The 25580-nt window shown below is 61.2% G+C and carries 21 protein-coding genes; 18 read left to right on the top strand and 3 right to left on the bottom strand.

From position 1 onward, the window contains the following. The first annotated feature begins 113 nt into the window (after window positions 1-113). The 14 genes from ACYQ2T_RS01225 to ACYQ2T_RS01160 all read left to right on the top strand — a co-directional run bounded on the left by ACYQ2T_RS01225 (window position 114) and on the right by ACYQ2T_RS01160 (window position 15554). Window positions 114-695, top strand: coding sequence for a 4Fe-4S dicluster domain-containing protein (locus ACYQ2T_RS01225; protein WP_459897791.1), 582 nt, complete (start codon window positions 114-116; stop codon window positions 693-695). Continuing rightward, entirely contained in the window at window positions 692-1594 is a 903-nt protein-coding gene (locus tag ACYQ2T_RS01220; RefSeq protein WP_459897789.1) for a CoB--CoM heterodisulfide reductase iron-sulfur subunit B family protein, read from the top strand. Before ACYQ2T_RS01225 ends, ACYQ2T_RS01220 begins: the two co-directional genes overlap by 4 nt. Continuing rightward, window positions 1591-3573: a 4Fe-4S binding protein gene (locus ACYQ2T_RS01215; RefSeq protein WP_459897787.1), complete on the top strand. Its 1983-nt coding sequence runs from the start codon at window positions 1591-1593 to the stop codon at window positions 3571-3573. Before ACYQ2T_RS01220 ends, ACYQ2T_RS01215 begins: the two co-directional genes overlap by 4 nt. Continuing rightward, window positions 3540-4016: a hydrogenase iron-sulfur subunit gene (locus tag ACYQ2T_RS01210; RefSeq protein ID WP_404845645.1), complete on the top strand. Its 477-nt coding sequence runs from the start codon at window positions 3540-3542 to the stop codon at window positions 4014-4016. Before ACYQ2T_RS01215 ends, ACYQ2T_RS01210 begins: the two co-directional genes overlap by 34 nt. After that, window positions 4004-4960: a 4Fe-4S dicluster domain-containing protein gene (locus tag ACYQ2T_RS01205; protein WP_459897785.1), complete on the top strand. Its 957-nt coding sequence runs from the start codon at window positions 4004-4006 to the stop codon at window positions 4958-4960. Before ACYQ2T_RS01210 ends, ACYQ2T_RS01205 begins: the two co-directional genes overlap by 13 nt. Continuing rightward, a complete protein-coding gene (locus ACYQ2T_RS01200) occupies window positions 4960-6009 on the top strand; it encodes a 4Fe-4S dicluster domain-containing protein (RefSeq protein WP_459897784.1) in 1050 nt (349 codons plus the stop codon). The genes ACYQ2T_RS01205 and ACYQ2T_RS01200 overlap by 1 nt, the downstream gene beginning before the upstream one ends. Then, on the top strand, window positions 6002-6835 hold the full coding sequence (locus tag ACYQ2T_RS01195) for an FAD/NAD(P)-binding protein (RefSeq protein ID WP_459897782.1): 834 nt from the start codon (window positions 6002-6004) through the stop codon (window positions 6833-6835). Before ACYQ2T_RS01200 ends, ACYQ2T_RS01195 begins: the two co-directional genes overlap by 8 nt. 151 nt (window positions 6836-6986) lie before the next feature. Next, window positions 6987-8207 carry an ABC transporter permease gene (locus ACYQ2T_RS01190; protein ID WP_459897780.1) on the top strand — a complete coding sequence of 407 codons (1221 nt, stop codon included), beginning with the start codon at window positions 6987-6989 and terminating at the stop codon, window positions 8205-8207. 508 nt (window positions 8208-8715) lie between these two features. Then, the gene (locus tag ACYQ2T_RS01185; RefSeq protein ID WP_459897778.1) at window positions 8716-9090 is read left to right on the top strand and encodes a RidA family protein; all 375 of its coding nucleotides are present in this window, start codon (window positions 8716-8718) and stop codon (window positions 9088-9090) included. A 111-nt stretch (window positions 9091-9201) separates the two neighbouring features. Next, complete coding sequence (locus ACYQ2T_RS01180; RefSeq protein WP_459897776.1) at window positions 9202-10413, top strand: dicarboxylate/amino acid:cation symporter; 1212 nt, start codon at window positions 9202-9204, stop codon at window positions 10411-10413. Between the two features lie 12 nt (window positions 10414-10425). After that, a complete protein-coding gene (locus ACYQ2T_RS01175) occupies window positions 10426-11739 on the top strand; it encodes an L-cysteine desulfidase family protein (RefSeq protein WP_459897774.1) in 1314 nt (437 codons plus the stop codon). Between the two features lie 181 nt (window positions 11740-11920). Beyond that, entirely contained in the window at window positions 11921-12601 is a 681-nt protein-coding gene (locus tag ACYQ2T_RS01170) for a helix-turn-helix transcriptional regulator (protein ID WP_404845637.1), read from the top strand. Between the two features lie 856 nt (window positions 12602-13457). After that, window positions 13458-14381: an ABC transporter substrate-binding protein gene (locus tag ACYQ2T_RS01165; RefSeq protein ID WP_459897771.1), complete on the top strand. Its 924-nt coding sequence runs from the start codon at window positions 13458-13460 to the stop codon at window positions 14379-14381. Between the two features lie 249 nt (window positions 14382-14630). Continuing rightward, on the top strand, window positions 14631-15554 hold the full coding sequence (locus ACYQ2T_RS01160; protein WP_459897770.1) for an ABC transporter substrate-binding protein: 924 nt from the start codon (window positions 14631-14633) through the stop codon (window positions 15552-15554). A 746-nt stretch (window positions 15555-16300) separates the two neighbouring features. Here the strand turns inward: ACYQ2T_RS01160 and ACYQ2T_RS01155 are convergent. From ACYQ2T_RS01155 to recA, 3 genes are all read right to left on the bottom strand, one after another. Further along, window positions 16301-16900, bottom strand: a complete 600-nt coding sequence (locus ACYQ2T_RS01155; protein ID WP_459897768.1) for a hypothetical protein — start codon at window positions 16898-16900, stop codon at window positions 16301-16303. Window positions 16901-17080: 180 nt separating this feature from the next. Then, window positions 17081-19723 (bottom strand): alanine--tRNA ligase, encoded by a 2643-nt coding sequence (gene alaS / locus ACYQ2T_RS01150; RefSeq protein WP_459897767.1) that lies wholly within the window; start codon window positions 19721-19723, stop codon window positions 17081-17083. 126 nt (window positions 19724-19849) lie between these two features. Further along, window positions 19850-20941 carry a recombinase RecA gene (gene recA / locus ACYQ2T_RS01145; RefSeq protein WP_459897765.1) on the bottom strand — a complete coding sequence of 364 codons (1092 nt, stop codon included), beginning with the start codon at window positions 20939-20941 and terminating at the stop codon, window positions 19850-19852. A gap of 233 nt (window positions 20942-21174) precedes the next feature. Between recA and ACYQ2T_RS01140 the strand changes: the two genes are divergently transcribed. The 4 genes from ACYQ2T_RS01140 (at window position 21175) to lpxK (ending at window position 25427) form a co-directional block, all read left to right on the top strand. Further along, window positions 21175-22233, top strand: coding sequence for an adenine nucleotide alpha hydrolase family protein (locus tag ACYQ2T_RS01140; RefSeq protein ID WP_459897763.1), 1059 nt, complete (start codon window positions 21175-21177; stop codon window positions 22231-22233). 303 nt (window positions 22234-22536) lie between these two features. After that, entirely contained in the window at window positions 22537-23463 is a 927-nt protein-coding gene (locus tag ACYQ2T_RS01135; RefSeq protein WP_459897761.1) for a calcium/sodium antiporter, read from the top strand. 140 nt (window positions 23464-23603) lie between these two features. Beyond that, window positions 23604-24314 carry a Bax inhibitor-1/YccA family protein gene (locus ACYQ2T_RS01130; RefSeq protein ID WP_404845629.1) on the top strand — a complete coding sequence of 237 codons (711 nt, stop codon included), beginning with the start codon at window positions 23604-23606 and terminating at the stop codon, window positions 24312-24314. A gap of 42 nt (window positions 24315-24356) precedes the next feature. Further along, entirely contained in the window at window positions 24357-25427 is a 1071-nt protein-coding gene (lpxK, locus tag ACYQ2T_RS01125) for a tetraacyldisaccharide 4'-kinase (RefSeq protein WP_404845628.1), read from the top strand. Window positions 25428-25580: the final 153 nt, after the last annotated feature.

Genomic DNA, 25580 nt, shown 5'->3' with positions numbered 1-25580 from the left:
AGTATGACATTATGAAGTAATGCTTTCATTCCCTTCCGGCGCAAAAGCCATCCCTTGAACTTTGGTGGGGATTGGGTTTACGCCGCGCACTGCATCCATTGGAGGCGTCCTTCATGGAGAAGACCATACGTTTCACGGACGAGTCCGACCGCACGTTCATTCAGGACGTCCGGGAGGCCAGCGGGCAGGACCTTGCGCTGTGCTACCAGTGCGGCAAGTGTGCTGCGGGCTGCCCTGCCGCCAGCGCGTCGGACGTTCCCGTCAGCCAAATACTCCGACTTGTTCAGGCCGGTCAGCGCAAGGCTGTGCTTTCCGCCCGTTCGCTGTGGCTGTGTGCCACGTGCGAAACCTGCTCCACGCGGTGCCCCAACGGCATTGACGTGGCATTGGTGATGGACGTTTTGCGCCACATGGCCCGCCGCGAAGGCTTTGCCTCGGAGCGCAACGTCAAGCTCTTCCACGACAGCTTCCTGCGCAGCATCTTCCGCCATGGGCGGGTGTACGAAATGGGGCTGATGGCGGAGTACAACCTGCGTTCCGGTCGCCCGTTTACCGGGGCCGACCTCGCCCACCGCATCCTGCCCAAGGGCAAGCTGTCCCTGCGCCCGCATGACATCGCGGGCAAGGCCGAGGTCGCCGCCATCGCCAAAAGATGGTTGGAACGCCGCAAGAAGGAAGGAGGCCACGCGCTGTGAGTCAGGCCTACGCGTACTATCCGGGGTGCTCGCAAGAGGGCACATCCCGGGAGAACGACCGCTCCTCCCGCGCGGTGCTTGCCGCGCTGGGTGTGGAGCTTATTGAAATGACGGACTGGAGCTGTTGCGGCTCCACGCCCGCGCACACGGTGGACCATGAACTGGCCGCCGCCCTCTCGGCCCGCAACCTCGAAATCGCCAGCACTGCGGGGCAAAACACCGTTGCAACGCCGTGCCCCGGCTGCCTGAAAAACCTGCGCTCCGCCAATACGAAGATGCAGGACGAGGCATTCCGCGAGCGCGTCAACGGCCTGCTGGACCGCCCCTACGCGGGAAATGTGGACTGTCGCAGCATCCTCCAGATTCTGCTGGAGGACGTGGGCGAAGAGACCATTGCCCAGCGCGCTCTGCACAGCCTGTCCGGGCTGACCATTGTCCCCTACTATGGCTGCCTGCTCACGCGTCCGGCGGGACTGATGGACTTTGACGATCCGGAAAATCCCACGTCCATGGACCGCCTGTGCCGCACACTGGGCGCCGAGGTGCCCGAAGAATTCTCGTACAAGATGGAATGTTGCGGCGCCGCCTACGGCATCCCCAAAAAGGACATTGTGATGCGCAACACCGGGCGCATCCTCGACGCCGCGGCCGAACTGGGTGCGGACGCCGTGGTCACGGCCTGCCCGCTGTGCCACCAGAACCTTGACCTGCGTCAGGGGCAGGTGAACCGGGCGAACCATTCTTCGCACCATATTCCCGTATTCTACATCACGCAGCTGGTGGGACTGGCCCTTGGTCTGGACATCCGCGACCTTGGCCTGGACCAGCATGCCGTCAGCCCCAAGGGCCTCGCGCAGGCGGTGCTCGCCAACACCAACGCGGCAGGAGACGACGCATGAGAGTAGGCGTTTTCGTCTGCCATTGCGGCAGCAACATCGCCGCCACCGTGGACTGTGCGCGCGTGGCGGAAATGGCGCGCGAATACCCGGACGTGGTGTTCGCCATGGACCATATGTACACCTGCTCCGAACCAGGACAGGAAGCCATTGTGCAGGCCATCCGGGACCACCGGCTGGACGGCGTGGTTGTGGCCTCGTGCTCACCACGCATGCACGAAAACACCTTCCGGCGCGCCGTGGAGCGCGGCGGGCTGAACCGCTTCATGTTCGAGATGGCCAACATCCGCGAGCACGTCTCGTGGGTGGGCAGCGACAAGGAGCTGAACACCAACAAGGCCTCCGAACTGGTGCTGGCCGCCGTGGAAAAACTGCGGCGCGACAGACCGCTTCTGCCCAAGACCTTTCAGGTGAACCGCCGCGTGCTGGTTATTGGCGGCGGCGTGGCGGGCATCCAGACCGCGCTGGACTGCGCCGACGGCGGGCTGGACGTGGTGCTGGTGGAAAAAAGCCCCACCATCGGCGGCAAAATGGCCAAGCTGGACAAAACCTTCCCCACGGTGGACTGCTCGACCTGTATTCTTGGCCCCAAGATGGTGGACGTCGCCCAGCACCCGAACATCACCCTCATCGCCAATGCCGAGGTGGACGAGGTATCCGGCTACGTGGGCAACTTTGAGGTCTCCATCCGCAAAAAGACCACCTACGTGGATTGGAACCTGTGTACGGGCTGTGGCCTGTGCATGGAAAAATGCCCCAGCAAAAAGTCCTTCGACTCGTTCAACGAGGGCGTGGGCACCACGTCGGCCATCAAAATTGCCTTCCCGCAGGCCATCCCCAAAAAAGCCGTCATCGACGCGGACCACTGCATCAAGCTCACCAAGGACAAGTGCGGCGTCTGCGCCAAGGTCTGCCCGGTGCAGGCCGTGAACTTTGAGCAAAAGGACGAAACCGTCACCCACAAGGTGGGCGCCATTGTCACCGCCACGGGCTATGATGTGTTCGACCACTCCAAGTACGAGGAATACGGCGGCGGGCGGTACCCGGACGTCATCACCTCACTGCAGTACGAGCGCATGCTCTCGGCCTCTGGCCCCACGGGCGGGCACGTCACGCGCCCCTCGGACGGACGCGAACCAAAACGCGTGGTATTCATCCAGTGCGTTGGCTCGCGCGATAAGGCCAAGAACCGGCCCTACTGCTCCGGCTTTTGCTGCATGTACACAGCCAAGCAGGCCGTGTTGACCAAAAGCCATATCCCCGACGCCGAGACCTATGTCTTCTATATGGACATCCGCGCCCCGCAAAAGGGCTACGAGGAGTTCATCGACCGCGCCAAAATCGAATACGGCGTGCAGTACGTGCGCGGCCGCGTGTCGCGCATCCACCCGCATACGGACCATCTGACGGTGTGCGGCATGGATACTCTGCTCGGCGCGCAGGTGGAAATTGACGCGGACCTTGTGGTGCTGGCCGTTGGCGGCGAACCGTCCCACGGCGCGCGCGAGTTGGCGGAGCATCTGCGCATCTCGTACGACACCAACGGCTTCTTCATGGAAGGGCACCCCAAACTGCGCCCTGTGGAGACCAACACCGCTGGCGTCTTTGTTGCTGGCGCCTGTCAGGGCCTGAAGGACATTCCGTCCTCCGTGGCACAGGGCAGTGCGGCGGCGGCCAAGGTGCTGTCCATGTTCGCCAAGGAGACCATGGAGACGGACCCGCAAATCGCCCTTGTGGACCAACGGCGCTGTGTGGGCTGCGGCAAATGCATCTCCGTCTGCCCCTTTGGCGCTATCCAGAGTGTGGAGGACCGGTTCGGCAATCCCAAGGCGCAGGTGGTGGAAACCATCTGTCAGGGCTGCGGCATCTGCTCCGTGGCTTGCCCGCACAAGGCCGTTCAGCTCCAGCATTTCACTGACAATCAGATTCTTGCCGAGGTCAATGCCCTATGCCGGAAATGGAACAAAGAGAACTTCGCATAGTCGGCTTTCTGTGCAACTGGTGCTCGTATGGCGGTGCCGACACCGCCGGCGTGGCCCGGTTCAGCCAGCCCACGGACCTGCGCATCGTCCGCATGCCCTGCACCGGGCGCGTGGACCCGCTGTTCGTGCTCAAAGCCTTCATGGGCGGCGCTGACGGCGTGCTCGTCTCCGGCTGCCATCCCAATGACTGTCACTACACCGAGGGCAACTTCTACGCCCGGCGGCGGCTTGAGGTGCTCAAGCGCTTCATGCCCGTGCTCGGCATAGACCCCCGGCGCTTTGAATACACGTGGGTGTCCGCTTCCGAGGGCAACAAGTGGCGCAACGTCGTCACCACCTTCACGGAGCACATCCACACCCTCGGCCCCGGCCCGCGCCTCAGCGAACCCCGCGCCGAGATCATCAGCCGACTGCAGCAGGGAGGCGACGTATGGCCCGCGTAGAGACGCTCAAAAAGCTCATCCTCGACCGCCTAGGCGATGTGGACTTTGTCCTTGGCTGGCAGGCCGGGTACGACCCGCTGCACGCCTCGCCCCTGCGCATGCACACCCCGGAGGACGTGGACAAAATGGTCTTTGACCAGCGCTGCGTCCACAATCTGGCGACCTATCTGCCCAGCCTCAAGGACAAGACCGTGGGCGTGGTCATCAAGGGCTGCGACAGCCGCTCCGTTATCCAGCTACTGCAGGAAAAGCTCATCTCCCGCGACAATCTTGTCATCTTCGGCATGCCCTGCGAGGGCGTGGTCAGCCACAACAAGCTGCGCCGCCATATGGACGTAAACCGCGTCACCGGCGTCACCTTCCACGGCGAGACCATCACCATCACCACCGACGAAGACGAGCGCGACTTCCCCTTTGCGGACATTGCCGCGGACAAGTGTTTATCCTGCAAGTATCCCAACCCGCTGGTGTTCGACCACATCGCGGGCGAGCCCATCCAGCCTCGCGAAGAGATTGAAAACCGCTTCGCCCGCCTTGAGAAGTTCGAGGAACAGCCGCTGGAGGACCGCTTCCGCTTCTGGCAGGAGGAGCTCAGCCGGTGTACGCGCTGCTATGCCTGCCGCAACGCCTGCCCCCTGTGCGTGTGCCGCGACCACTGCATCGCCGAAACCCGCGACCCGCACTGGCTGTCGCAGGAAACGGGCGTGCAGGAAAAATGGATGTTCCAACTCATCCACGCCATGCACACCGCCGGACGCTGTACCGAATGCGGCGAATGCGAACGCGCCTGCCCCATGGACATCCCGGTGCTCATGCTCAAGAAGAAGCTGAACCGCGAGGTCCTCGACCTGTTCGACTATGAAGCCGGACTGGACGAAAGCGCCACACCGCCGCTCTTCACCTTTAAGGTGGAGGAAGACCATATCGAAGAGAAGGAGTGGTAATGTCCACACGCTTTCTTGCCCATGACGACATCGTCCCGTGGCTGTCCCGCATGGGGCAGGACCACCGCGTCATCGCCCCCATGCGCGAGGGCGCGGCTGTGGTCTTCCGCCAGCATGACGGCTCGTCCATGCCCGAGCTGGAGACGCTGCCCTCCATGCCGCCCAAGGACGCCATATTCCCGCAGACCGAGGTGCTCTTCCGCTTCCGCATCCGCCGCGACACGGAACACGACGGCAACGCGCAGGTGGACCTGCAACCCACCGTCTCAGAGGACCGCGTTCTCATCTTTGGCACGCCCCCGTGCGGTGCGCGCGGCTTTGCCGTGCTGGATGAGATTCTGCTCAAAGGCCCGGTGGAGGATACCTACTACGCCGCGCGGCGCAACAACGCCGTGCTGGTGTCCGTGGCCTGCGCCCGGCCGCAAGCGACGTGCTTCTGCCACTGGACCGGCGGCGGTCCGGACAGCACCGAAGGCACTGACATCCTGCTGACCCCTGTTGACGGCGGCTACGTCGCCGACGGCGTCACGAAAAAAGGCGCCGCCCTTGTGGCCGAAGCGCCCTTTGCCGACGCCACCGAAGAACAGGAGCAAGCCGCCAAGGCCGTGCACGACACCGCGCGCGAGCGCCTTGGCGATGCCCCGGACCTGTCCGACGCGCCCGAAGCCCTGCAGGCCTGCTTTGCCGATGACGAGTTCTGGGACGACATCGCCTCCCAGTGCCTCAGCTGTGGTGCGTGCACCTACCTGTGCCCCACCTGCTCATGCTTCAACATCACGGACGAGGCCAACGGCACCTCCGGCGAACGCCTGCGCACATGGGACAACTGTATGTCGCCCATGTACACGCGTGAGGCCAGCGGCCACAATCCGCGCATGACCAAGAACTACCGCCTGCGCAACCGCATCCAGCACAAGTTCAACTACCATCCTGCCGGACACGGCGGACAGTTCGGCTGCGTGGGGTGCGGCCGCTGCGTCAAAAAGTGTCCCGCCGGAGTCGACATCCGCACCATCGTCCTGCGTGCCAAGGAGAAGCACAATGCCTGACGCGAATCCCTACCTCCCCGATCTCGGCACCATCACCGAGATTGTGGAGGAGACTGCCAATATCAAGACCTTCCGCGTTGTGCTCAATGCGCCCGAACGCATGAAGGCCTTCACCTTTGAGCCAGGCCAGGTGGGCCAGCTGTCCGTCTTTGGCACGGGCGAGTCCACCTTTGTCATCAACTCCTCGCCCACGCAAAAGGACATGCTCCAGTTCAGCGTCATGAAGGCGGGAGAAGTCACCGCGGCCCTGCACAGCCTCAGCGTTGGCGACACCGTCGGCGTGCGCGCGCCGCTGGGCAACTTCTTTCCGTATGAGGATATGAAGGGCAAGGACATCGTGTTCATCGGCGGCGGCATCGGCATGGCGCCCCTGCGCTCGCTCATCATGTTCATGCTGGACAACCGCGAGGACTACGGCCGCATCACCATCCTCTACGGCTCCCGCTCGCCCGAGGACTTCTGCTACGATGAAGACCTGAAGGACTGGGCCGCGCGCGAAGACGTGGAACTGGTGCAGACCGTGGACAACGGCACCGACGACTGGACCGGCCACGTCGGCCTCATCCCCAACATCCTGCGCGAAATGAACCCCTCGCCCGAGGGCGCGGTGGCCGTCACCTGCGGCCCGCCAATCATGATTAAGTTTACCGTGCAGGCTCTGGAGGAGCTGGGCTTTCCGCCCGAGCGCATCATCACCACGCTGGAGCGCCGCATGAAATGCGGCGTAGGCCTGTGTGGCCGCTGCAATATCGGCGACAAATTCGTCTGCGTGGACGGCCCCGTCTTCTCGTGGGCCGAGCTGAAAGAGCTGCCGCAGGAAATGTAACCCACCCGCGCCGCCGTCACCTTCCAGCTGGTGACGGCGGCGCGTTTTTCCATCCTTTCGGGGCTTTGCCCCCGCCGTCTTTTCCCGTATTCTCTGCGGTGCGGCGTACGAAAGCCGCGTATTCCACCAGACGCCACACGCGGAGCCCTGCATGCACTTCAGCCTGAACATCGCCATACGGTCCCTGCAAACGCACAAGCTGCGCACCGCGCTTGCCATGCTTGGCGTGTTTTTAGGCGCATTGGCGCTGACGGGCGTCCAGCACATGTCCACGGCCATGGTGCGCAAGGCCGAGGTGGAAATCCAAAAGCTCGGCCCAAATCTCTTCATGGCCCGCGCCGGACGCATCCGCTGGCGGCGCGGCGACGCCCGCGTCAAGGATACAGCCAGCACCTTTACCATGGCCGACGCGCAAGCCCTCGCCGACGGCATGCCCGGGGCGCGCCGCCACGCCCCCTTCACCCAAACGGATATGCCCATCCGCGCGGGCGATACCAAAATTCCCTCCGTGCTCATCGGCGTCACGCCCGGCTACAGCACCGTCCGCAACCTCACGCCGGACTTTGGCCGCTTCATCTCCGCCGCAGACGTCACCGACAAGGCCATGGTCTGCGTGCTGGGGCAAAAAATTGCCACCCGCCTGTTCCGCCAGCCGGAACGAGCCCTCGGCCAGCGCGTCACCTTCTTTCGCGCGCGCCTGCGCGTGATTGGGGTTATGGAGCCTAAAGGCAGCGACATCGTGGGCACGGACCAAGACGAGCAGGTCTTCGTCCCCATCACGACCTATATGCGCCGCATGGCCAACACCGACGCCATCTCCGGCGCGTATGTTCAGCTTGCGGACTGGGTGGACCCAGAACGCGCCAAGGAGTCGGCCTCAGCCATTCTGCGCCACCGGCACAACATTTCCGAAGGCCAGCCCGACGACTTTGCCGTGCTCACCGCGCGCGATACCATCAAGCTCCAGCAACAGGCCCTCGACCTTGTGGGCACGCTGGGGCTTATCAGCTCCACGGTGTCCTTTGCCGTTGGCGGACTCGGCATCTTGTCCATTATGATTCTGCTGGTGCGCGCACGGCGCATGGAGATTGGCATCCGCCGCGCCGTTGGCGCGCGCCGCTCGGACATCATCAGTCAATTCCTCTTCGAGGCGGGGCTGCTCTCCGGCATTGGCGGCACCCTTGGCGTCATCTGCGCCCTTGGCCTCATCAGCGTGGTCTACGCCGTGGCGGGATTCCCCTTTGTATACCGTCCGGGGCTGATGGCGGGCATTCTTGTGGGGTCCGTGCTGCTGGGCCTGGCCGCCGGCGGCTACCCGGCGTGGCAGGCGTCGCGCTTTGAGATTCTGGACATTTTGCGCAACCACGAATAGGGTTCCCACTTCGGCCCACACTCGCCGCGCTCCTTCGCACACGCCGCATCCCGGCCTGCACCACACCGCGCCGCAGACCACCGCCGCCATTTCTCAAGTGCCATCACCTGCATCTGTTCAGCATCATCCGCCCCACGCCCGCGCCCTGTTTCGCCCGCGCCAGCGCTTCTGATTTCTGCCGCCCATCTCTCGCCGCAGCACCAATTCGCTCCCGTATCAGCGCTGCTCTCCCTTTTGCGAAACCACCGCCTTTCCACCTCTTTCGCACGCGCTTTTCTCTCCATGAGACAAAAATTCTCACGCTTGCACGATTTTCTCTCACGCTGCGAGTGTCGGCCAACCCTTTTAAATTCCAGCATTTAATCAACACGCCGTTCACGGCTGGTGCCGCAGTGTAATAAAAAATTCTTATCGCTGTGCAAATTTTTTATTGACCAGCGTGAAAAACAGAACTATCCCAAAAACACAAACACACGAAACGGTAATCCAGCAAAGGAGAGCTCCAACAATGCCCGATATCATCAATACCACCACCGCCCCCGCAGCCATCGGCCCCTACTCTCAGGCCGGCGTCGCAGGTAACCTGATCTTTACCTCCGGCCAGCTGCCCATCAATCCCGAAACCGGTGACATGCCCGAGAGCATCGAAGAGCAGACCAAGCAGTCTCTCGAAAACGTCAAGGCCATCCTCGAGGCCGGCGGCGCGCAGCTCACCGACGTGGTCAAGACCACCGTATTCCTGAGCGACATGGCCAACTTCGGCGCTATGAATGAAGTGTACGCCTCCTACTTCGGCGAACCCTTCCCGGGCCGCAGCTGCTTCCAGGTCGCCAGACTTCCCAAGGATGCACTGGTGGAGATCGAAGTTATCGCCGCCAAATAGTTGTTCCCGTCCGAATTGTGCCGCCCCACGCTGTGTGGGGCGGCTCGCATCACCTCGTGTGCAGTGCGGTGATGCGACACACTCAACCGATTCTTGAAGAGGGGTTTTGCAATGAGTCAGAAAAAGAAGAGTGAATGGGGTTTCATTCTCCAGCTCCTGATGGGCATCGCCGCAGGTGTGATCGTTGGCCTCGTCGCCAACGAAGCCGTCATGGAAGTGGTGTGCAGCCTGAAGCACGTCCTTGGACAGTTCATTTTCTACACTGTCCCGCTGGTCATCATCGCGTTCATCGCGCCGTCCATTACCCGGCTGCAGAATAACGCCAACCGCATGCTGGGCGCTGGCGCCAGCATCGCCTACCTCTCCGCCGTGGGCGCGGCCACCATGGCCTGTGTCGCTGGCTACCTGATCATCCCGCACCTGTCCGTGCCCACCGCCGTTGCTGGCCTGCGCGAGCTGCCGGAGATCACCTTCCAGCTGAACATTCCGCCCATCATGTCCGTGATGACCGCACTCGTCACCGCCATCATCCTCGGCGTGACCGTGCTGTGGACCAAGGCCGATGGCTTTAAGAAAGGCCTGTTCGAGTTTGAAGCCATCATGCTCAAGGTCATCCAGAAGATGGTCATCCCCGTCCTGCCGCTGTTCATCGCCACCACCTTTGCCGCTCTGGCATACGAAGGCAGCCTGACCAAGCAGCTGCCCGTGTTCCTGAAGGTCATCGTGCTGGTGCTGCTCGGCCACGCCATCTGGCTGACCGTGATGTACACCATCGCAGGCATCATCTCCGGCCGTAACCCCATCGAAGTCATCAAGCACTACGGCCCCGCATACCTCACCGCCGTTGGCACCATGTCCAGCGCCGCCACCCTGCCCGTGGCCCTGCGCTGCGCCGGCAAGTCCAAGGTACTTTCCAAGGACACCAGCGAATTCATGATTCCCCTCGGCGCCACCATCCATCTGTGCGGCTCCGTGCTGACTGAAACCTTCTTCGCCATGACCATCTCCCTGATGCTCTACGGCCACCTGCCGACCTTCGGCACCATGTTCCTGTTCATCATCCTCTTCGGCGTGTTCGCCATCGGCGCTCCCGGCGTCCCCGGCGGCACGGTTATGGCCTCCCTTGGCATCGTCGTCGGCGTGCTCCAGTTCGACCCCGCGGGTGTCGCCCTGCTGGTTGCCGTCTTCGCCCTGCAGGATAGCTTCGGCACCGCGTGCAACGTGACCGGTGACGGCGCCATCGCCCTCATGCTGGAAGGACTGTTCAACAAAAACGGCGAGCTTACAAAGGCCAACGCCCAAGCAGCCGCCGCTAACGAATAAGAGATAGCAGACATGAAAGCCGAATGGACCCAATACATCGAACTGCTTCACCGTGAAGTCGTTCCCGCCATCGGATGTACCGAACCCATCGCTGTGGCCCTTACCGCAGCCAAGGCCGCAGAGACCCTCGGTGCCACCCCCGAGAAACTCGAAGCCTTCGTCTCGGGCAACCTGCTCAAGAACGGAATGGGTGTCGGCGTCCCCGGTACCGGCGAACGCGGCCTGAATATCGCCGTCGCCGCTGGTGCCATAGGCGGCAAGTCCGAAGCCATGCTTGAGGTCCTCAAAGACCTCTCACCCATGCAGGCCGAAGAGGCCAAGCAAATGCTGGCCGAAGAACGTGTGGTCCTCGACGTCGCAGACAATGACGAGCTCATCTACTGCGAAGTCATCGCCACCAAAGGCGACGACTCCGCGCGCGTCATCCTCAAAGGCCACCACACCGGCCTCGTCTACGTAGAAAAAAACGGCGACGTCATCATGCATGTGGATTCCGGCAGCGCAGAGGACGCAGAGCACGAAGAATGGTCCCTCACCATGGACAGCATCTTCGACTTCGCAAACAATGCGCCCCTTGAGGACATCTCCTTCATCCTCGAAGCCGCCCGCATGAACGAAGCCATGGCCATGAAGGGCCTCAGCGGCTCCTACGGCCTCGGCGTGGGCAAAAACATCGAGGAGAGCATCAAAGACCACATCATGGGTGATTCCATCATCAATGAGGCGGTCAAGCTCTCCACCGCAGCCACCGATGCCCGCATGCACGGCGTACAGATGCCCGTCATGAGCAACTCCGGCAGCGGCAACCAAGGCCTGACCTGCACCATCCCTGTGCTGGCCTGCGCCAACCGCCTCGAAGCCTCCGAGGAAAAGCTGGCGCGTGCGCTCATCATGAGCCACCTCACCAGCATCCACATCAAGCACAGCCTCGGACGCCTGTCCGCACTGTGCGGAGCCACCGTGGCCGGTACCGCCGCCGGATGCGCCCTCGTCCTTCTGCTGGACGGCGGCATCAAGGAAGTGGAGATGACCATTAACAACATGGTCGGCAGCATCGCCGGTATGATCTGCGACGGTGCCAAAAACGGCTGCGCCCTCAAGGTCGCCTCCGCCGTCAGCACCGGCCTGCAGTCCGCCTTCCTCGCCATGAAGGGACACAGCATCTCCGGCAGTGAAGGCATCGTCGACAATGATGTCGAAAAGACCATCCTCAACCTCGGCTGCCTTGGCTCTCATGGCATGAAGGAAACCGACAAGGTCATCCTTAAAACCATGGTGTCAAAAGGCTGCCCGCACGCGGCAACTCGTCAAGGAACAGCCGCATAGAGCAACCGGCACCCATCCCTACCTCATACGCCAGTGCTCAACATGACGAGATGACACAACAAAGCGGCCCCGAATAGTTCGGGGCCGCTTTTAAACGATGAAAAACAGCAACATTGCACACACGGAAACGCCATTGTATACACAAACATCAATTCGCAACACACAACAAAGGGAACCAGCAGTGGCTTTTCAAAAAACATCGCATCTGTGCTCTATCGAGGATTACATTCCCCTTGTGGAATTCCTGGGCACATTCTTGGGGAAGGATTGCGAAGTCGTCCTGCACGACACAACCAGCGTTGAAAAATCCGTCGTCGCCATCGCCAACAACCACATCAGCGGACGCCGCATCGGCGCGCCCCTGACCGATCTCGCACTCAGCTTCCTGCGCGAAAAACAGTACGAGAACCGCAGCTTCATCATGGAGTACAGCTCGCTGTCCAAAGACGGCAAACGCCTGCACTCCGCAACCTACTTCATCAAAGACGCCGACGGTGAACTGCTCGGGATGCTCTGTCTCAACATGGACGTCACCAAAGTCTGCCAAGTGCGCGAACTGCTCGATAATATGATCGAAAACGGTGGCTTCGGCGCGTCGCTCTCACCCGATATCGCCCCTACGCACGGCGAAGAGAGCTTCCACGAAAATATCGAAGACCTCACCGAAAATATGGTCCTCAACGTCATCCGCCGCTACAATATTCCGCCAGAACGCATGACCGCCGACGAAAAAACCGAAATCGTCGCCGAACTCAACCGAAAAGGCGTCTTCCTCATCAAAGGCAGCGTCGGCGTCGTCGCACAGTACCTCGACGCCTCAGAAGCAACTATCTACCGCTACATGCAAAAGTGCCAAGACTAGCCCCCCCCACTCGCCAGACATATCGCAACACAAAAGCCCCACGACGGAAGTCGTGGGGCTTTTGTGTTGGGGCGTGCAGAGCGCCATGCGGAGGTGTGGAGGGAATGCCGGGCCTTTTTTTGCCTTCGGCGACTTAAGGAAATAATTTCCTTAAGAATCCTTATAATTTTCAGGGGCGGAAGCCGCCCCTGAAAATACAGGTTCTTGAGGGATAAAAGACAATCTTCAAACCCGCAGTTCCCCCGTACTCCACACATGCCTCATCCCACATGCAACAGGGATCCTCACCGCCCATCCACAGCGCAGGCGCCCTCCAAAATATTCCCATCCACTCGGACGCGAGCCATACAGGGGTGACGGCAGTGTCATCCACACGCACCCGGCCTGTGCGCAAATGGGATTCCAAAGGGCCCACGGCCCTTTGGCCTGCGGAGCACAAATCATCGCCTTCTTCTTTCTCGCCCTCTTTTCTGCACGCCACATACCCAAAACATCCCCACTCACACGATCCGCCCCACTCATGCCACCATGTGCGCATACGCAAACCAAGAATGCGAACACCAGCGCAAGCGCCTGCGAACTCGTGAAAAACGTGGGCGCCGGATGACGGCAAAGCCGCTGTCGTATTGGGCTAGCGACGCAACGCAGCGCGGCACGGAACCTGAGAAAAGGCGCGGAAACGCAGAATGCGAATATAACCGATACGTACCCGTTAATAGGGTACTGTGGGGATGAATTTGACAAGGACTGCGGCATTTTCTATCTACTACACTGCACAGTCTTTCAGCTGGCGCGCAGTGAAACGCATCATCTTGTAATTCGCGCCGGACTTTCCCACCACAACCTGGAGGTCGTATTGAGTAGGCTCTGTCTTAGTGTACTTCTTTTTGTACTGAGTTTGTGTGTACCGCTTTCCGCGAGTGCGGATTCCATACGCTTTGGTGTCCCGCCGTGGCCGGGTGTTACTGTGAAGTCTGAGGTTGTCTGTCAGATTCTGGACTCCATGGGGTATGACGCCGTCCAACTCGAGATTGGCCCGCCCATTATCTACAAGGGGCTGACTACGGACGATGTGGACGCGTGCCTTGCCGCATGGTTGCCGCAGCAAAACGACATGCTGTTGCCGCTGAAGAAAAAAAACGCCATTGATGTCGTGGCCATGAACATCAGCGAAGCCAACATCAGCTTCTGTGTCCCTTCGTATGTTTGGGACGCAGGCGTGCATTCCATTGCGGATTTGGACGCCTACGCGGACAAGTTTGACAACGAGCTGTACACCATTGAGGTTGGCTCTGCCATGCAGGCCGCCACGGAAAAGATGGTGGAGAACGACGTCGCTGGTCTTGCGGACTGGCAGCTTGTCAGCAGCACCACGCCGGTGATGCTCTCCGCCGTGCAGGAGCGCATCCGCAATAACCAGTGGGTGGTCTTCCACGGCTGGCAGCCGCACTGGATGAACTTCCAGATGGACATCAAGTACCTTGAAGGCGTCCCCGGCACGGAGGACCTCGTGAGCAAGAGCATGGTGTACACCATCGCCAGCAACGACTTTAAGGACCGCTTCCCGCAGGCGCATACGTTCCTGAAGCAGTTCACCGTCAAGGCGGACACGCAGAGTGAATGGATCAACAGCTTCGGGTTTGAAAAAATCGCCCCGGAGAAAGTCGCCTCGGATTGGATTCGAAAGCACCTCGACACCGTCGCCACGTGGCTTGACGGCGTCACAACTGTCGACGGCGCCCCCGCCATCGACGCCGTTCGCCGGGACTTTGCCGGTTAGAACGATGTGAGCATGCGGTCTGTCGCCATCGCGCCGACAGACCGCCCAAAGAGCGCCCCGGCATCAGCCCCCGCACGGCCTGCCGTTGGCGCGTGGCCCCGGACCATCCAGCCGGTCACCATACTGGCTCCGTAAGCCGCTTCACGGCACATGTACCGATGCAGCGCAGGGGATGGCCCGGTCCGGCTCCTGCACGCCTCGCTCACGGGATGCAAAGCCGACCCTATGCACCATAACCAGGAGGTTCGCTTGCGAAACATACTCGCAACTCTCGCCATTGCCGTTTTCTGTATCATTGCCCCCCTCAGCGCCCATGCGCAGCCCGTTAAATTCGGCGTTCCGCCGTGGCCGGGCGTAACCGTTAAAACCGAAGTCGTCGCCCAAATTCTCGAAGCCATTGGCTACGAAAGCAAGCAGGTCGAAGTGAGCGCCGTTATGGTCTACAACGGCCTGACCACCGGCGACGTTGATGCCTACCTCGCCAGCTGGATTCCGCTCCAGAACGAACTGTTCAACCCCCTGAACGAAAAGAACGCCTTCGAAATCGTGGGCACTAACCTCGATGAAGCAGGCGTCAGCCTCGCCGTGCCCAACTACGTGTGGGACGCCGGCGTGCGCTCCATCGCCGACCTGGCCCCCAATGCCGACAAGTTTGAAAACACCATCTACAGCATTGAGGTCGGTAGCGGCATGCAGACCTCTACGGAAAAAATCATCGACAACAACGTCGCCAACCTTGGTGACTGGAAAATGCTGTGCAGCCCCGTACCGGCCATGATTAAGGCCGTGCAGGACAAGATTAAGCACAAGCAGTGGGTTGTGTTCCACGGCTGGCGCCCGCACTGGATGAACTTCCAGATGGATATGAAATTCCTCACGGGCGTGCCGGGCACCGAAGGCCTCGTTAACGAGTCCATCGTCTACACCCTCGCCAGCAACGACTTTAAGGACCGCTTCCCGCAGGTGCATACCTTCCTGAAAAACCTGTACATCTCCGGCCACACCCAGAGTGAGTGGATTAACGAGTACGGCTTTAAGGAACAGGCGCCCGAAACCGTCGCCGCGAAGTGGATCAAAAATAATATGAAGACCATCGCCCCCTGGCTGAAGGGCGTCAAAGCCGCCAACGGCAAGCCCGCCATGGAGGTGCTGCGCAAGGCCATCGCGTCCTAAGGCGCCCACGGCTGAACACGTAGCACACACCCGTTTGCCTCCTGCCTGCTCAGGCGCTGCCACCCTCAGCAGGCACCCAAATTTCGGCCCACAGAGAGCCGGGCCGGAAAACGGGTTGTGGTTCGGGATGCGTATGGACCTTCACGGCTGAATGAAGGCCCATACGCATCCCACCTCATTGGTGGAGGCAAAAATGAAGAAAAAGCATGCCTTCGGCGACTTAAGGAAATAATTTCCTTAAGAATCCTTAGGATTTTCGGGGGCGGAAGCCGCCCCCGAAAATACAGGGTTTAGGGTGGAATTACACACTCCCACAATACCCAACTCCTCAGCCACCTTCCCTTCCCCCCCAAACAGGGATTCTCACCGCCCTTCCACAGCGCCCCCCCAAAAAAAATTCCCCCTCCACACGGACGAGAGTCGTCAGGGGTGACGACCGCCCTCTCCTAAAGCACCCGGCTTGTGCGCAAATGGGATTCCAAAGGGCCCACGGCCCCTTGGCCTGCGGAGCAAAAAAAGCCCCGCCCCCACTCCAACACACGCCATCACGACCTCCTCTCCCGAGAGTCGTCAGGGGTGACGACCGCCCTCTCCTAAGGCACCCGGCCTGTGCGCAAATGGGATTCCAAAGGGCCCGCGGCCCTTTGGCCTGCGGAGCAAAAAAGAAAAAAAAGAAAAGGCCGAAGACGCACTTGTGCGCCTCCGGCCTGTGTTGTCTGCCTCGCCCAAAGGGGCCGATGGCCGAATTACTCGTTTATCGACGTAGCAAAAACGTCAATCACAGCCTGAATATTATCGATGGAGGAAAGCCGCCAAATCTCGCCGGACTTGACCATCACAAAATCGACATCCACGGGAGCGACGCCCTCGAATTCCGGAATATGAAACGTTGCATGGTACACGCCGCCGTCCTCTCGGATTTCGGGATCCTCTGCCAGCATGGCGCGCAGGCGCTGATAGGTCATCACGGAATAGGGCCACAGATCGATGGGCTCGTCGTATCGTGTGTCTTCACCACGCCTCAGTTCGGCCTTGCTGATGGTGTACCACATGGTGACGAGGTGATCCTGCGTGCCTTTTTTTTGCAGCAGCTCATAAGGGTGCCCAAAGGGCGAAGGCAACCCGGCCTCCAGACGCCGCTTCGTATCGCTGCGAACGGCCTGCTCCACAATGTGGTGCAGGTCGATGTAAGTCCGAATTTTCTTGACGTCATGCTGCTCAACGGCGTCGCGAAGCGCCGCCACGGAGTGTAACATGGAGGACTCTTCCCTTTGGCTGTCCTTCACAGCACTGCATCCGGCCACAAGGCCGACAAGCAGCACTGCCAGAACGATATGCTTCATCATAATTGTCTCCTTTGATAACAACGCGAAATATTGCGCCGTCTGTAATATCTGTCTGCACATGGTGCGTTTTCCATATGGCTGACCGCCTGTCAACCTTGGCGCCCGCGCGCCATGATGAGAAACGGCCGAGCTCCTGAAGGGAGCCCGGCCGTTGGGGTCTCGTTGCGACTGCGCCGATGCTTAGGCGGAGAGGAGTTCCTTCACCTTTGCAAGGGCGGCGTCGATGCCAGCGGGGTTGTTGCCGCCAGCCTGCGCCATGTCGGGGCGTCCACCGCCGGAGCCGCCGATCTCAGCCGCTACGGGCTTGATGAGGGCGGGAGCGGTGAAGCGGTCGTGCAGGTCCTTGGAAACGTAGACGGCGAGGCTGACCTTGCCGTCGGCTTCGCACACGAGGGCGGCGATGCCGGAGTCCAGCTTGGAGCGCACGTCGTCCATGAGCTTACGCAGAGCGCCCATGTTGGGGGCGGGCACCTTGGCGGCCAGAACCTTCACGCCGCCGATTTCCTCGACGCTGTCCATGAGGTTGCTGCCCTTGCCGGATGCGGCCTGCGCGGCCAGCTTTTCCATGTCCTTTTTAAGGCTTTTGACTTCCTTCTGCAGGGCGTGAACGCGGTCCACAACTTCTTCGGGCTTGCCCTTGAGAGACGCGGCGAGTTCGTTGGTCACGGTGCGGTAGTCCATGAGCTGCTGCATGGCGCGCCAGCCGGTGGCGGCCTCGATACGGCGCACGCCAGCGGCGACGCCCGTCTCGGAGAGAATCATGAACGGCCCGGCCTGACCGGTGCTGCGCAGATGCGTTCCGCCGCACAGCTCGATGGATTCACCGGGCACTTCCACCACGCGGACGGACTCGGTGTACTTTTCGCCAAAGAGGGCCATGGCGCCCTTGGAGACGGCGTCCTGATAGTCCATCTCCTGCACATCCAGCGAAATGTCGGCCATGATGGCGCGATTGACGAGGGCTTCCACGTCTTTGATTTCGTCCTCGGTCATGGCGGAGATGTGGGTAAAGTCAAAACGCAGGCGGTTCGGCTCCACGAGGGAACCGGACTGCTTAACGTGCTCGCCAAGAACGGTACGCAGCGCGGCGTGCAGCAGATGGGTCGCGGTGTGGTTGCGCGCGGCGGCAAGGCGCTCCTCTTCGGTGACTTCCAGCAGCACTTCCTGGTCGGCGTGCACGGTGCCCTTGTCGACCTTGACGTGATGCACGGTCAACTCGGCGGCGGGCTTGAGGGTATCCAGCACCAGTGCAGTGCCCTCGGGGGCGGAAATCATGCCGGTGTCGCCACTCTGCCCGCCGGACTCGCCGTAGAAGGGCGTGCGGGTGGTAACAATGTAGCCTTCCTCACCTTCGGCCAGCTGGTCCACGGCGTCGGCGGAATCGTTCATGAGGGAGACGATGCGGGACTCGGCGGCAAGATAGTCGTAGCCGACGAACTCGGAGCGCAAGCCTTCCTCAAGCAGCGCCTGAAAGCGGCTGGCGAGGGTGGTCTCGCCGGAGCCTTTCCACGCGGCCTTGGCGCGCTCCTTCTGCTCCTTCATGAGGGCGACAAAGCCGGGCTCGTCCACGGTGTAGCCCTGCTTCTCGGCAACGTCGTTCACGATGTCGAGGGGGAAGCCGTAGGTGTCGTACAGCTTAAAGGCGACCTCGCCGGAAACCTGCGTCGTGCCTGCGTCCTTCAGGGCGGCCAGCTCGTCTTCGAGCATGACGAGGCCCTTGTCGAGGGTCTGGGCGAAGCGCTCTTCCTCTTCACGGACCACGCGGGTCATGAAGTCCTTGTTCTCATGCAGTTCGGTGTACTGCCCGCCCATGTCGTCGGTGACCTTGAGGGCGACCTTGTACAGGAAGGCCTCGCTCTGGCCGATGAGCTTGCCGAAGCGCAGGGCGCGGCGGATGAGGCGGCGCAGCACGTAGCCACGGCCCTCGTTGGAGGGCAGGATGCCGTCGGCAATCATGAAGGCGATGGCGCGGCTGTGGTCGGCAATGACGCGCAGCGCGGTGTCCACGTCCTCACCTTGCTGGCGGTACTTCACGCCGGTGAGCTCAGCGGTGTAGCCAATGATGGACTGGAAGAGGTCGGTATCAAAGTTGGAGAACACGCCCTGACACACGGCGGCGATGCGCTCAAGGCCCATGCCGGTGTCGATGCTGGGACGGGGCAGGTCGGTGCGGGTGCCGTCGGCGTGCTGGTTGTACTGCATGAACACGAGGTTCCAGATTTCCAGAAAACGGTCGCAGTCGCACTTGCCGATGCCGCAGTCCGGGCCGCAGGACATGTGCTCGCCCTGATCGATGTGGATTTCGGAGCAGGGACCACAGGGGCCGGTGTCGCCCATGGACCAGAAGTTATCCTTCTCGCCAAGGCGGTAGATGCGGTCCGGGGAAACGCCTGCAACGCGCTGCCACAGCTCGGCGGCCTCGTCATCATCGTTGTAGATGGTGATGTAGAGCTTATCCTTGGGCAGACCGAGTTCCTCGGTGATGAAGCCCCAGGCAAAGCCGATGGCCTGTTCCTTGAAGTAGTCGCCAAAGGAAAAATTGCCGAGCATCTCAAAGAACGTGTGGTGGCGCGCGGTGCGGCCCACGTTTTCGAGGTCGTTGTGCTTGCCGCCCACGCGCAGACATTTCTGGGAGGTGGTGGCGCGCTTGTAGTCACGCTTTTCCTGCCCCTGAAAAATCTTCTTGAAGGGGACCATACCTGCGTTGGTAAACAGCAGGGTCGGGTCATCCTTGGGGACGAGGGAGGCGGATTCCACGATGGTATGCCCGTGGCGTTCGAAATATTCCAGGAATTTCGTCCTGATCTCATTGGCACTCAACACGATGCAGCTCTCCTGTACACATGCGTTTCGCCCCTTGCGGGGCGATGAAATTCTTTTGGCGGGTCAAGGGTATAAAGGCAGGTCGGCGGGCTGCTCCGTGCGAGCAGCCCGCCGATTGGGGTAAAGTTATGCCTCGGCCGGGGTGGTTTCGGTTGTGCTTTCCGTCTCCGCCGCGGGGGCTTCGGCCTCATCGTCTTCAATGACGCCCAGATGCTTGAGCAGGGCCGTCTCGATGGTTTGGGCCAGTTCCGTGTTTTCCTGCAGCATGGCGCGGACGTTCTCCTTGCCCTGCCCAAGGCGCTCGGAACCGAAGGCGTACCACGAGCCGCTCTTCTCCACGATGCCGTTCTCGACACCCATGTCCAGAAGCTCACCCTCGCGGGAGATGCCGGTGCCGTAGAGTACGTCGAACTGGGCCTCGCGGAACGGCGGGGCGACCTTGTTCTTCACCACCTTCACGCGGGCGCGGATGCCGTAGGATTCTTCCTTGTCCTTCAAGGTCTGAATGCGGCGGATGTCCATGCGGATGGAGGAGTAGAACTTGAGGGCGTTACCACCGGTGGTGGTCTCGGGGCTGCCGTAGCCCGTCATGCCGATCTTCATACGGATCTGGTTAATGAACATGACGGAAGCGCGGGACTTATGGATGGTACCCGTCAGCTTTCTGAGGGCGTGGGACATCAGGCGCGCCTGTCCGCCCACCTGCGTCTCGCCCATGTTGCCCTCCAGCTCGGCCTGCGGGATAAGCGCGGCAACGGAGTCGATGACGATGATGTCCACGGCTCCGGAACGCACGAGCATGTCGGCGATGTCCAGCGCCTGCTCGCCGTAGTCCGGCTGGGAGATGATGAGTTCCTCGGTGTTGACGCCGAGGCGACGGGCGTAGTTGATATCCAGAGCGTGCTCCGCGTCGATAAACGCGGCAACGCCGCCCTGCTTCTGGCATTCTGCAATGATATGCAGGGTCAGCGTGGTCTTACCCGAAGATTCGGGACCGTAGACCTCGGTGACGCGACCCTGTGGGATGCCGCCGATACCCAGCGCCATATCCAATGCAATGGAGCCGGTGGGAATGGTCGGTATATTGACATGCGCATCGTCGGACAGCTTCATGACAGAACCCTGACCGTACTTGCGCTCAATGGTCGACAGAGCGGTGCTCAATGCCTCCCTGCGCATTTCTTCGGGACTCAGCTGCTGGGTACGACGTTTGGCCATATGTATCACTCCATGAAATATTTATAGCGAAAGCCTCCGACACATAGCAGAACCCCCGCCGTCCGGCAACTGCGCACGTGTCCCCGCAGGGGAGGCGGCAGGAGAAAATTTGTGCGCAGCAAACATTCCGACCATTTCTCTCGGAATAATTGACGAAGCCGCTTGGCATAAGGTTTTCCCGCCAGCCTCACCCCTTGCCACCCGCGCCGAGCATGGGTATAGCCTTTCTTCCCATGACCAAGAACACCACATACGACGCTCTGGCCCTGTTTTCGGCCGGGCTCGATTCACTCTTGTCGGCCAAGGTTCTTCAGGCACAGGGCCTCCGCGTCAAATGCCTGCACTTCGTCACGCCCTTTTTTGGGCATCCGGGCCGCGTGCGCGGCTGGCGCAAAACCTACGGGCTGGACATCGACGTCGTGAATATCGGCGACGACTACGTCCAGATGATGCTGAATAAGCCGAAGTACGGCTTTGGCAAGTATTACAACCCGTGCGTGGACTGCAAAATCATCATGCTGCGCCACACCCGCCAGCTGCTGGAGAAGTACGGCGCCACATTCATCGCCACCGGCGAGGTGGTGGGCCAGCGCCCCATGTCGCAACGGCGTGACGCCATGAACTCCGTCATCAATGAATCCGGCACCGAAGGTCTGCTGCTGCGCCCGCTGTGCGCCAAAACCCTGCCGCCCACGCCCATGGAGGAATCCGGTCTGGTGGACCGCGAGCGCCTGCACGGCATCTCCGGCCGTGGCCGTAAGGACCAGCTGCGCCTTGCCGAAGAATTCGGCATCACGGACATCCCCACCCCCGCTGGCGGCTGCCGCCTGACGGAACAGGCCTCGGCCTGCCGTTACGCGCCGGTGTTCCAGCACCACCCCGCGCCCACGGCGCAGGACTTCTACCTGTCCAACGTGGGGCGGCAATACTGGGCGGGTACGCACTGGCTGACCATCGGCCGCGACCAGCATAGTAATGAAATGATCCGCCGCAACATCACCGAGACGGACCTCGTCTTTGACGTGGTGGGCTATCCCGGTCCCCTCGCGCTGGGGCGTCAATTTGCCGGCGCATGGACCGAAGACGCCGTGCGTGACGCCGCCGCCTTTATGGCGTCGTTCTCGCCCAAGGCGCGCCGCGCGGAAACGGACATCACCGTTACCGTCACACAGGGTGACACCGAACACACCGTCACCATTTACCCTTCACGCGAGACGGCGCTTGGCTGGAAGGAATGCACCTGGCAGGACGCCATACCAACGCGCAATGCCATGGACCCCAAAAAGCGCTAACGGCACGGGTATTGCTTAGTATCCCACAAAGCCTGGTCAGTACGCGAACCGGGTGTCCTGAGGCGAATCAACACCACAGAAACGAGCCGGGCAACGGCCACGATTTTCATTACGATTCGACCCGGACGCCACCGCGGCTGGACCGGGCTTTTCCTCGTCGGCCCAAGGTTGCCAACACCCGCTGCTTCATGATGTGGTACGAGCACGCATCATCCTGTATTCGACAACTCACCCAACACTCATCCGGGTCCGCCCGCCCTCTGCCTGTGGCATGCCCGGACGGACCTGATTCTTGAGGATTTCATGCTCATTCAGTTCGTGTTCATTCTCATAAGCGCCGCGCTGCTCTGGTTCGGCGCGGAAGTTATTGTTGACGCCGCCGCGGCCATTGCGCGCCGCTTTAAGGTGCCGGAACTGATCATCGGCCTGACCATTGTTGCCATCGGCACGTCGGCCCCGGAGTTTCTGGTCACCGCGTCCGCGGCCTTCAAGGGGCTGTCGGATATTTCGCTGTCCAATGTTGTTGGCTCCAATATCTTCAACCTTGGCATCATCCTCGGCAGTATGGCCATGCTGCGCCCCATTGCCGCGGCAAAGCCCGTGCTGAAGCGCGATGGCCTGCTGCTGCTTGGCGTTGTGGGCTTTATCACCCTCACCACGCTGGATGGCACCCTCAGCCGCGTGGACGGCACAATTTTGCTGGGCACCCTTGTCACGTACATCCTTGTGCTTATTCTCCGGCGTCCCAAGACCGCCTGCACCGAAGAGCCCGCCTGTGACGAACGTATTGCCACATGGCTGGACGCGCCCAAACTGCTGGTGGGCTTTGTATGCGTGTCCTTCGGCGGCAGCCTGATGGTGGACGCGGCAACGGAATTGGCGCGCCACATCGGCGTTTCGGAATGGGCCATTGGCGTGACCATTGTTGCCGCAGGCACCAGCCTGCCGGAGCTTGTCACCTGCCTTGCGGCGTCGGTCCGCGGCAAAAACGACATGCTGCTTGGCAACCTCATCGGCTCGGACCTGTTTAACTTTTGCGGCGTGCTCGGTTTGACCAGCCTGCTGCATCCGTTGGCCATTTCCGGCGCGGCCACCACCAGCCTACTTATGCTGGTAGGCTCCGTGGCCATTGTGCTGCTGTGCATCCGCACGGGCTGGGAGGTCAGCCGCAAGGAAGGACTGCTTTTGCTGCTGCTTGGACTGGTGCGCTGGGTCCCTTCGCTGTTGTAGAACAGTTGCGCGATGTGAAAAACCCTGCACTTTCGCCACATTCTACGCCGTACCATCCGGTGGCACTTGCCAGTTTGCGCAATCGGTATTAGATTCACCCATACGTAAAACGCCTCAAATATCCTCAAGGAGGACATACAATGAACAGATTCGGTAGTGTCAGCAGCTCGCAGACGCGCTCCATCGAGGGCGTGAATGCGTTCATGCGTGGCGTGTATAACTGGATGGCCGCTGGCCTTGGCGTCACCGCGCTGTGCGCCTTCCTTACGGCGTCCAGCCCCGCCATGCTGAACCTGCTCTTTGGCGGGTCCATCATGGGCTACGTCATCATCTTCGCGCCCTTTATCATGGTGCTTTTCCTGTCTGCTGGCATCCAGCGCATGAGCGCCGGCATGGCAACGGGCATGTTCCTGGCCTACAGCGCGCTGATGGGGCTGTCCCTGTCCAGCATTCTGCTGGTGTACTCCGGCCAGAGCATCTTTATGACTTTCGTCATCTGCGCGGGCATGTTCGCGGGTATGAGCGTCTATGGCATGACCACAAAGAAGGACCTCACCTCGTGGGGGAGCTTCCTGTTCATGGGCCTCATCGGCATCATCATTGCCTCCATCGTGAACATCTTCGTCGGCAGCTCCGCGCTGCAGTGGGGCATTTCCGTGCTTGGCGTGGTCATCTTCACGGGTCTGACGGCGTATGACACCCAGCGCCTGCGCATGATGGGCGAGTCCGCGCCCCATGGCGATCACACCGCCATCCGCCGCGGCACCATCCTTGGCGCCCTGACCCTGTACCTTGACTTCATCAACCTGTTCCTCATGCTCCTCAGGCTCTTTGGAGCCTCCCGAGACTAAGCCTTCCCGGGGGTGGCGGAGTGCCACCCCCTTTTTTTATCTATGAGCGACCTACTCTCTCTGCAACAGACTCTCGCCCCGCTGCTCTATCTGCCCAGCCGCCTTTACGCACGCCTCATGCGCGCCCGCCGCGAATGGTATGAACATGGCCGCATCCTCTCCCACCGCCCCCCGCGCCCCTGCGTCAGCATTGGCAATATCGGCTGGGGCGGCAGTGGCAAAACGCCGCTGACGGAATGGCTGATGCGCTGGAGCGAGCGCCACGATGTCAGCTCCGCCGTGCTCACGCGCGGCTATGGGGCCAATCCGCCCGGTCCGCACTACCTCGTCACCCCGGACAGCACGCCGCAGGAAGCCGGAGACGAACCCCTGCTCCTTGCCCGCTCGTGCCCGGAGTCGCGCGTTATTGTGGACCCGGACCGCACCCGCGCCGCCAAATGGGCATGGCGCGAGTTCCGCCCCGACCTTTTTCTGCTGGACGACGGCTTCCAGCACCTCAAGGTGCAGCGCGACCTTGACCTTGTGCTGCTGCGCCCAAAGGACCTCATCGACCAATGGAACTCGGTGATTCCCGCCGGGTCGTGGCGCGAGGATGAAGGCGCCCTCACCCGCGCCGCCGCGTTCCTTATCAAATGTCAGGAGGACGAGTTCCAGTCGCTGGAACCGCTTATTCAGGAACGCCTCGCCAAGTACAATGCGCCGGTGTTCAATTTTTCCTTCAAGCCCCTTGGCATCAAGCGGCTGGATGTTGCCGACTCCGCGCGCACCTTTGGCGGCGCGCCCTACACCCTCGTCACCGGCGTCGGCGAGCCTGACCAAGTGGTGGAGACCACGGAAATCCTGCTGGGAGACCGTCCGTCACTGCACCTGCGGTTTGACGACCACTACACCTACACCCAGCGCGACTGGGACGAAATCCGCAACCAGTCGAACCTAAAAAACATCCGCCACATCCTCTGCACGGCCAAGGACGCCGTGAAGCTGGCGCGCTTTGAGCCGCGCAACCTGTGGACCTTTGACCACACGCTGGAGTTTGGTCCGGCCTACTTCGCGGAGACGACCTTCCCCAACTGGTGGGAAGAATGGTGGACCATCCTCCGCCCCCGCGACTAACGCCCCGCGCGGCGCAGCCGTCCGCAGCGCCGCCACACAAAACGGGCCCCGGCCCTTCATCCGCCGCCACACGCTGGCCGCGCCGCCACCACACACGCGGCGCGCCGTCCCTGCCCACACGCCCAAACGGCTGGACACAGCGCGCCCAGACCA

Source organism: Desulfobaculum senezii (assembly GCF_054657395.1).
Note: the sequence above shows the minus strand (reverse complement) of the source record. Positions and strands in the feature narration are given on the sequence as shown.

Bases quoted from the DNA above. Each gene is read 5' to 3' on its own strand.
- ACYQ2T_RS01135 (WP_459897761.1), top strand. From the start codon at position 22,537: ATGCTCATTCAGTTCGTGTTCATTCTCATAAGCGCCGCGCTGCTCTGG.
- ACYQ2T_RS01155 (WP_459897768.1), bottom strand. From the start codon at position 16,900: ATGATGAAGCATATCGTTCTGGCAGTGCTGCTTGTCGGCCTTGTGGCC.
- ACYQ2T_RS01195 (WP_459897782.1), top strand. From the start codon at position 6,002: ATGCCTGACGCGAATCCCTACCTCCCCGATCTCGGCACCATCACCGAG.
- ACYQ2T_RS01200 (WP_459897784.1), top strand. From the start codon at position 4,960: ATGTCCACACGCTTTCTTGCCCATGACGACATCGTCCCGTGGCTGTCC.
- ACYQ2T_RS01130 (WP_404845629.1), top strand. From the start codon at position 23,604: ATGAACAGATTCGGTAGTGTCAGCAGCTCGCAGACGCGCTCCATCGAG.
- ACYQ2T_RS01190 (WP_459897780.1), top strand. From the start codon at position 6,987: ATGCACTTCAGCCTGAACATCGCCATACGGTCCCTGCAAACGCACAAG.
- recA (WP_459897765.1), bottom strand. From the start codon at position 20,941: ATGGCCAAACGTCGTACCCAGCAGCTGAGTCCCGAAGAAATGCGCAGG.
- ACYQ2T_RS01210 (WP_404845645.1), top strand. From the start codon at position 3,540: ATGCCGGAAATGGAACAAAGAGAACTTCGCATAGTCGGCTTTCTGTGC.
- ACYQ2T_RS01175 (WP_459897774.1), top strand. From the start codon at position 10,426: ATGAAAGCCGAATGGACCCAATACATCGAACTGCTTCACCGTGAAGTC.
- ACYQ2T_RS01185 (WP_459897778.1), top strand. From the start codon at position 8,716: ATGCCCGATATCATCAATACCACCACCGCCCCCGCAGCCATCGGCCCC.
- ACYQ2T_RS01215 (WP_459897787.1), top strand. From the start codon at position 1,591: ATGAGAGTAGGCGTTTTCGTCTGCCATTGCGGCAGCAACATCGCCGCC.
- ACYQ2T_RS01225 (WP_459897791.1), top strand. From the start codon at position 114: ATGGAGAAGACCATACGTTTCACGGACGAGTCCGACCGCACGTTCATT.
- ACYQ2T_RS01205 (WP_459897785.1), top strand. From the start codon at position 4,004: ATGGCCCGCGTAGAGACGCTCAAAAAGCTCATCCTCGACCGCCTAGGC.
- ACYQ2T_RS01140 (WP_459897763.1), top strand. From the start codon at position 21,175: ATGACCAAGAACACCACATACGACGCTCTGGCCCTGTTTTCGGCCGGG.
- lpxK (WP_404845628.1), top strand. From the start codon at position 24,357: ATGAGCGACCTACTCTCTCTGCAACAGACTCTCGCCCCGCTGCTCTAT.
- ACYQ2T_RS01180 (WP_459897776.1), top strand. From the start codon at position 9,202: ATGAGTCAGAAAAAGAAGAGTGAATGGGGTTTCATTCTCCAGCTCCTG.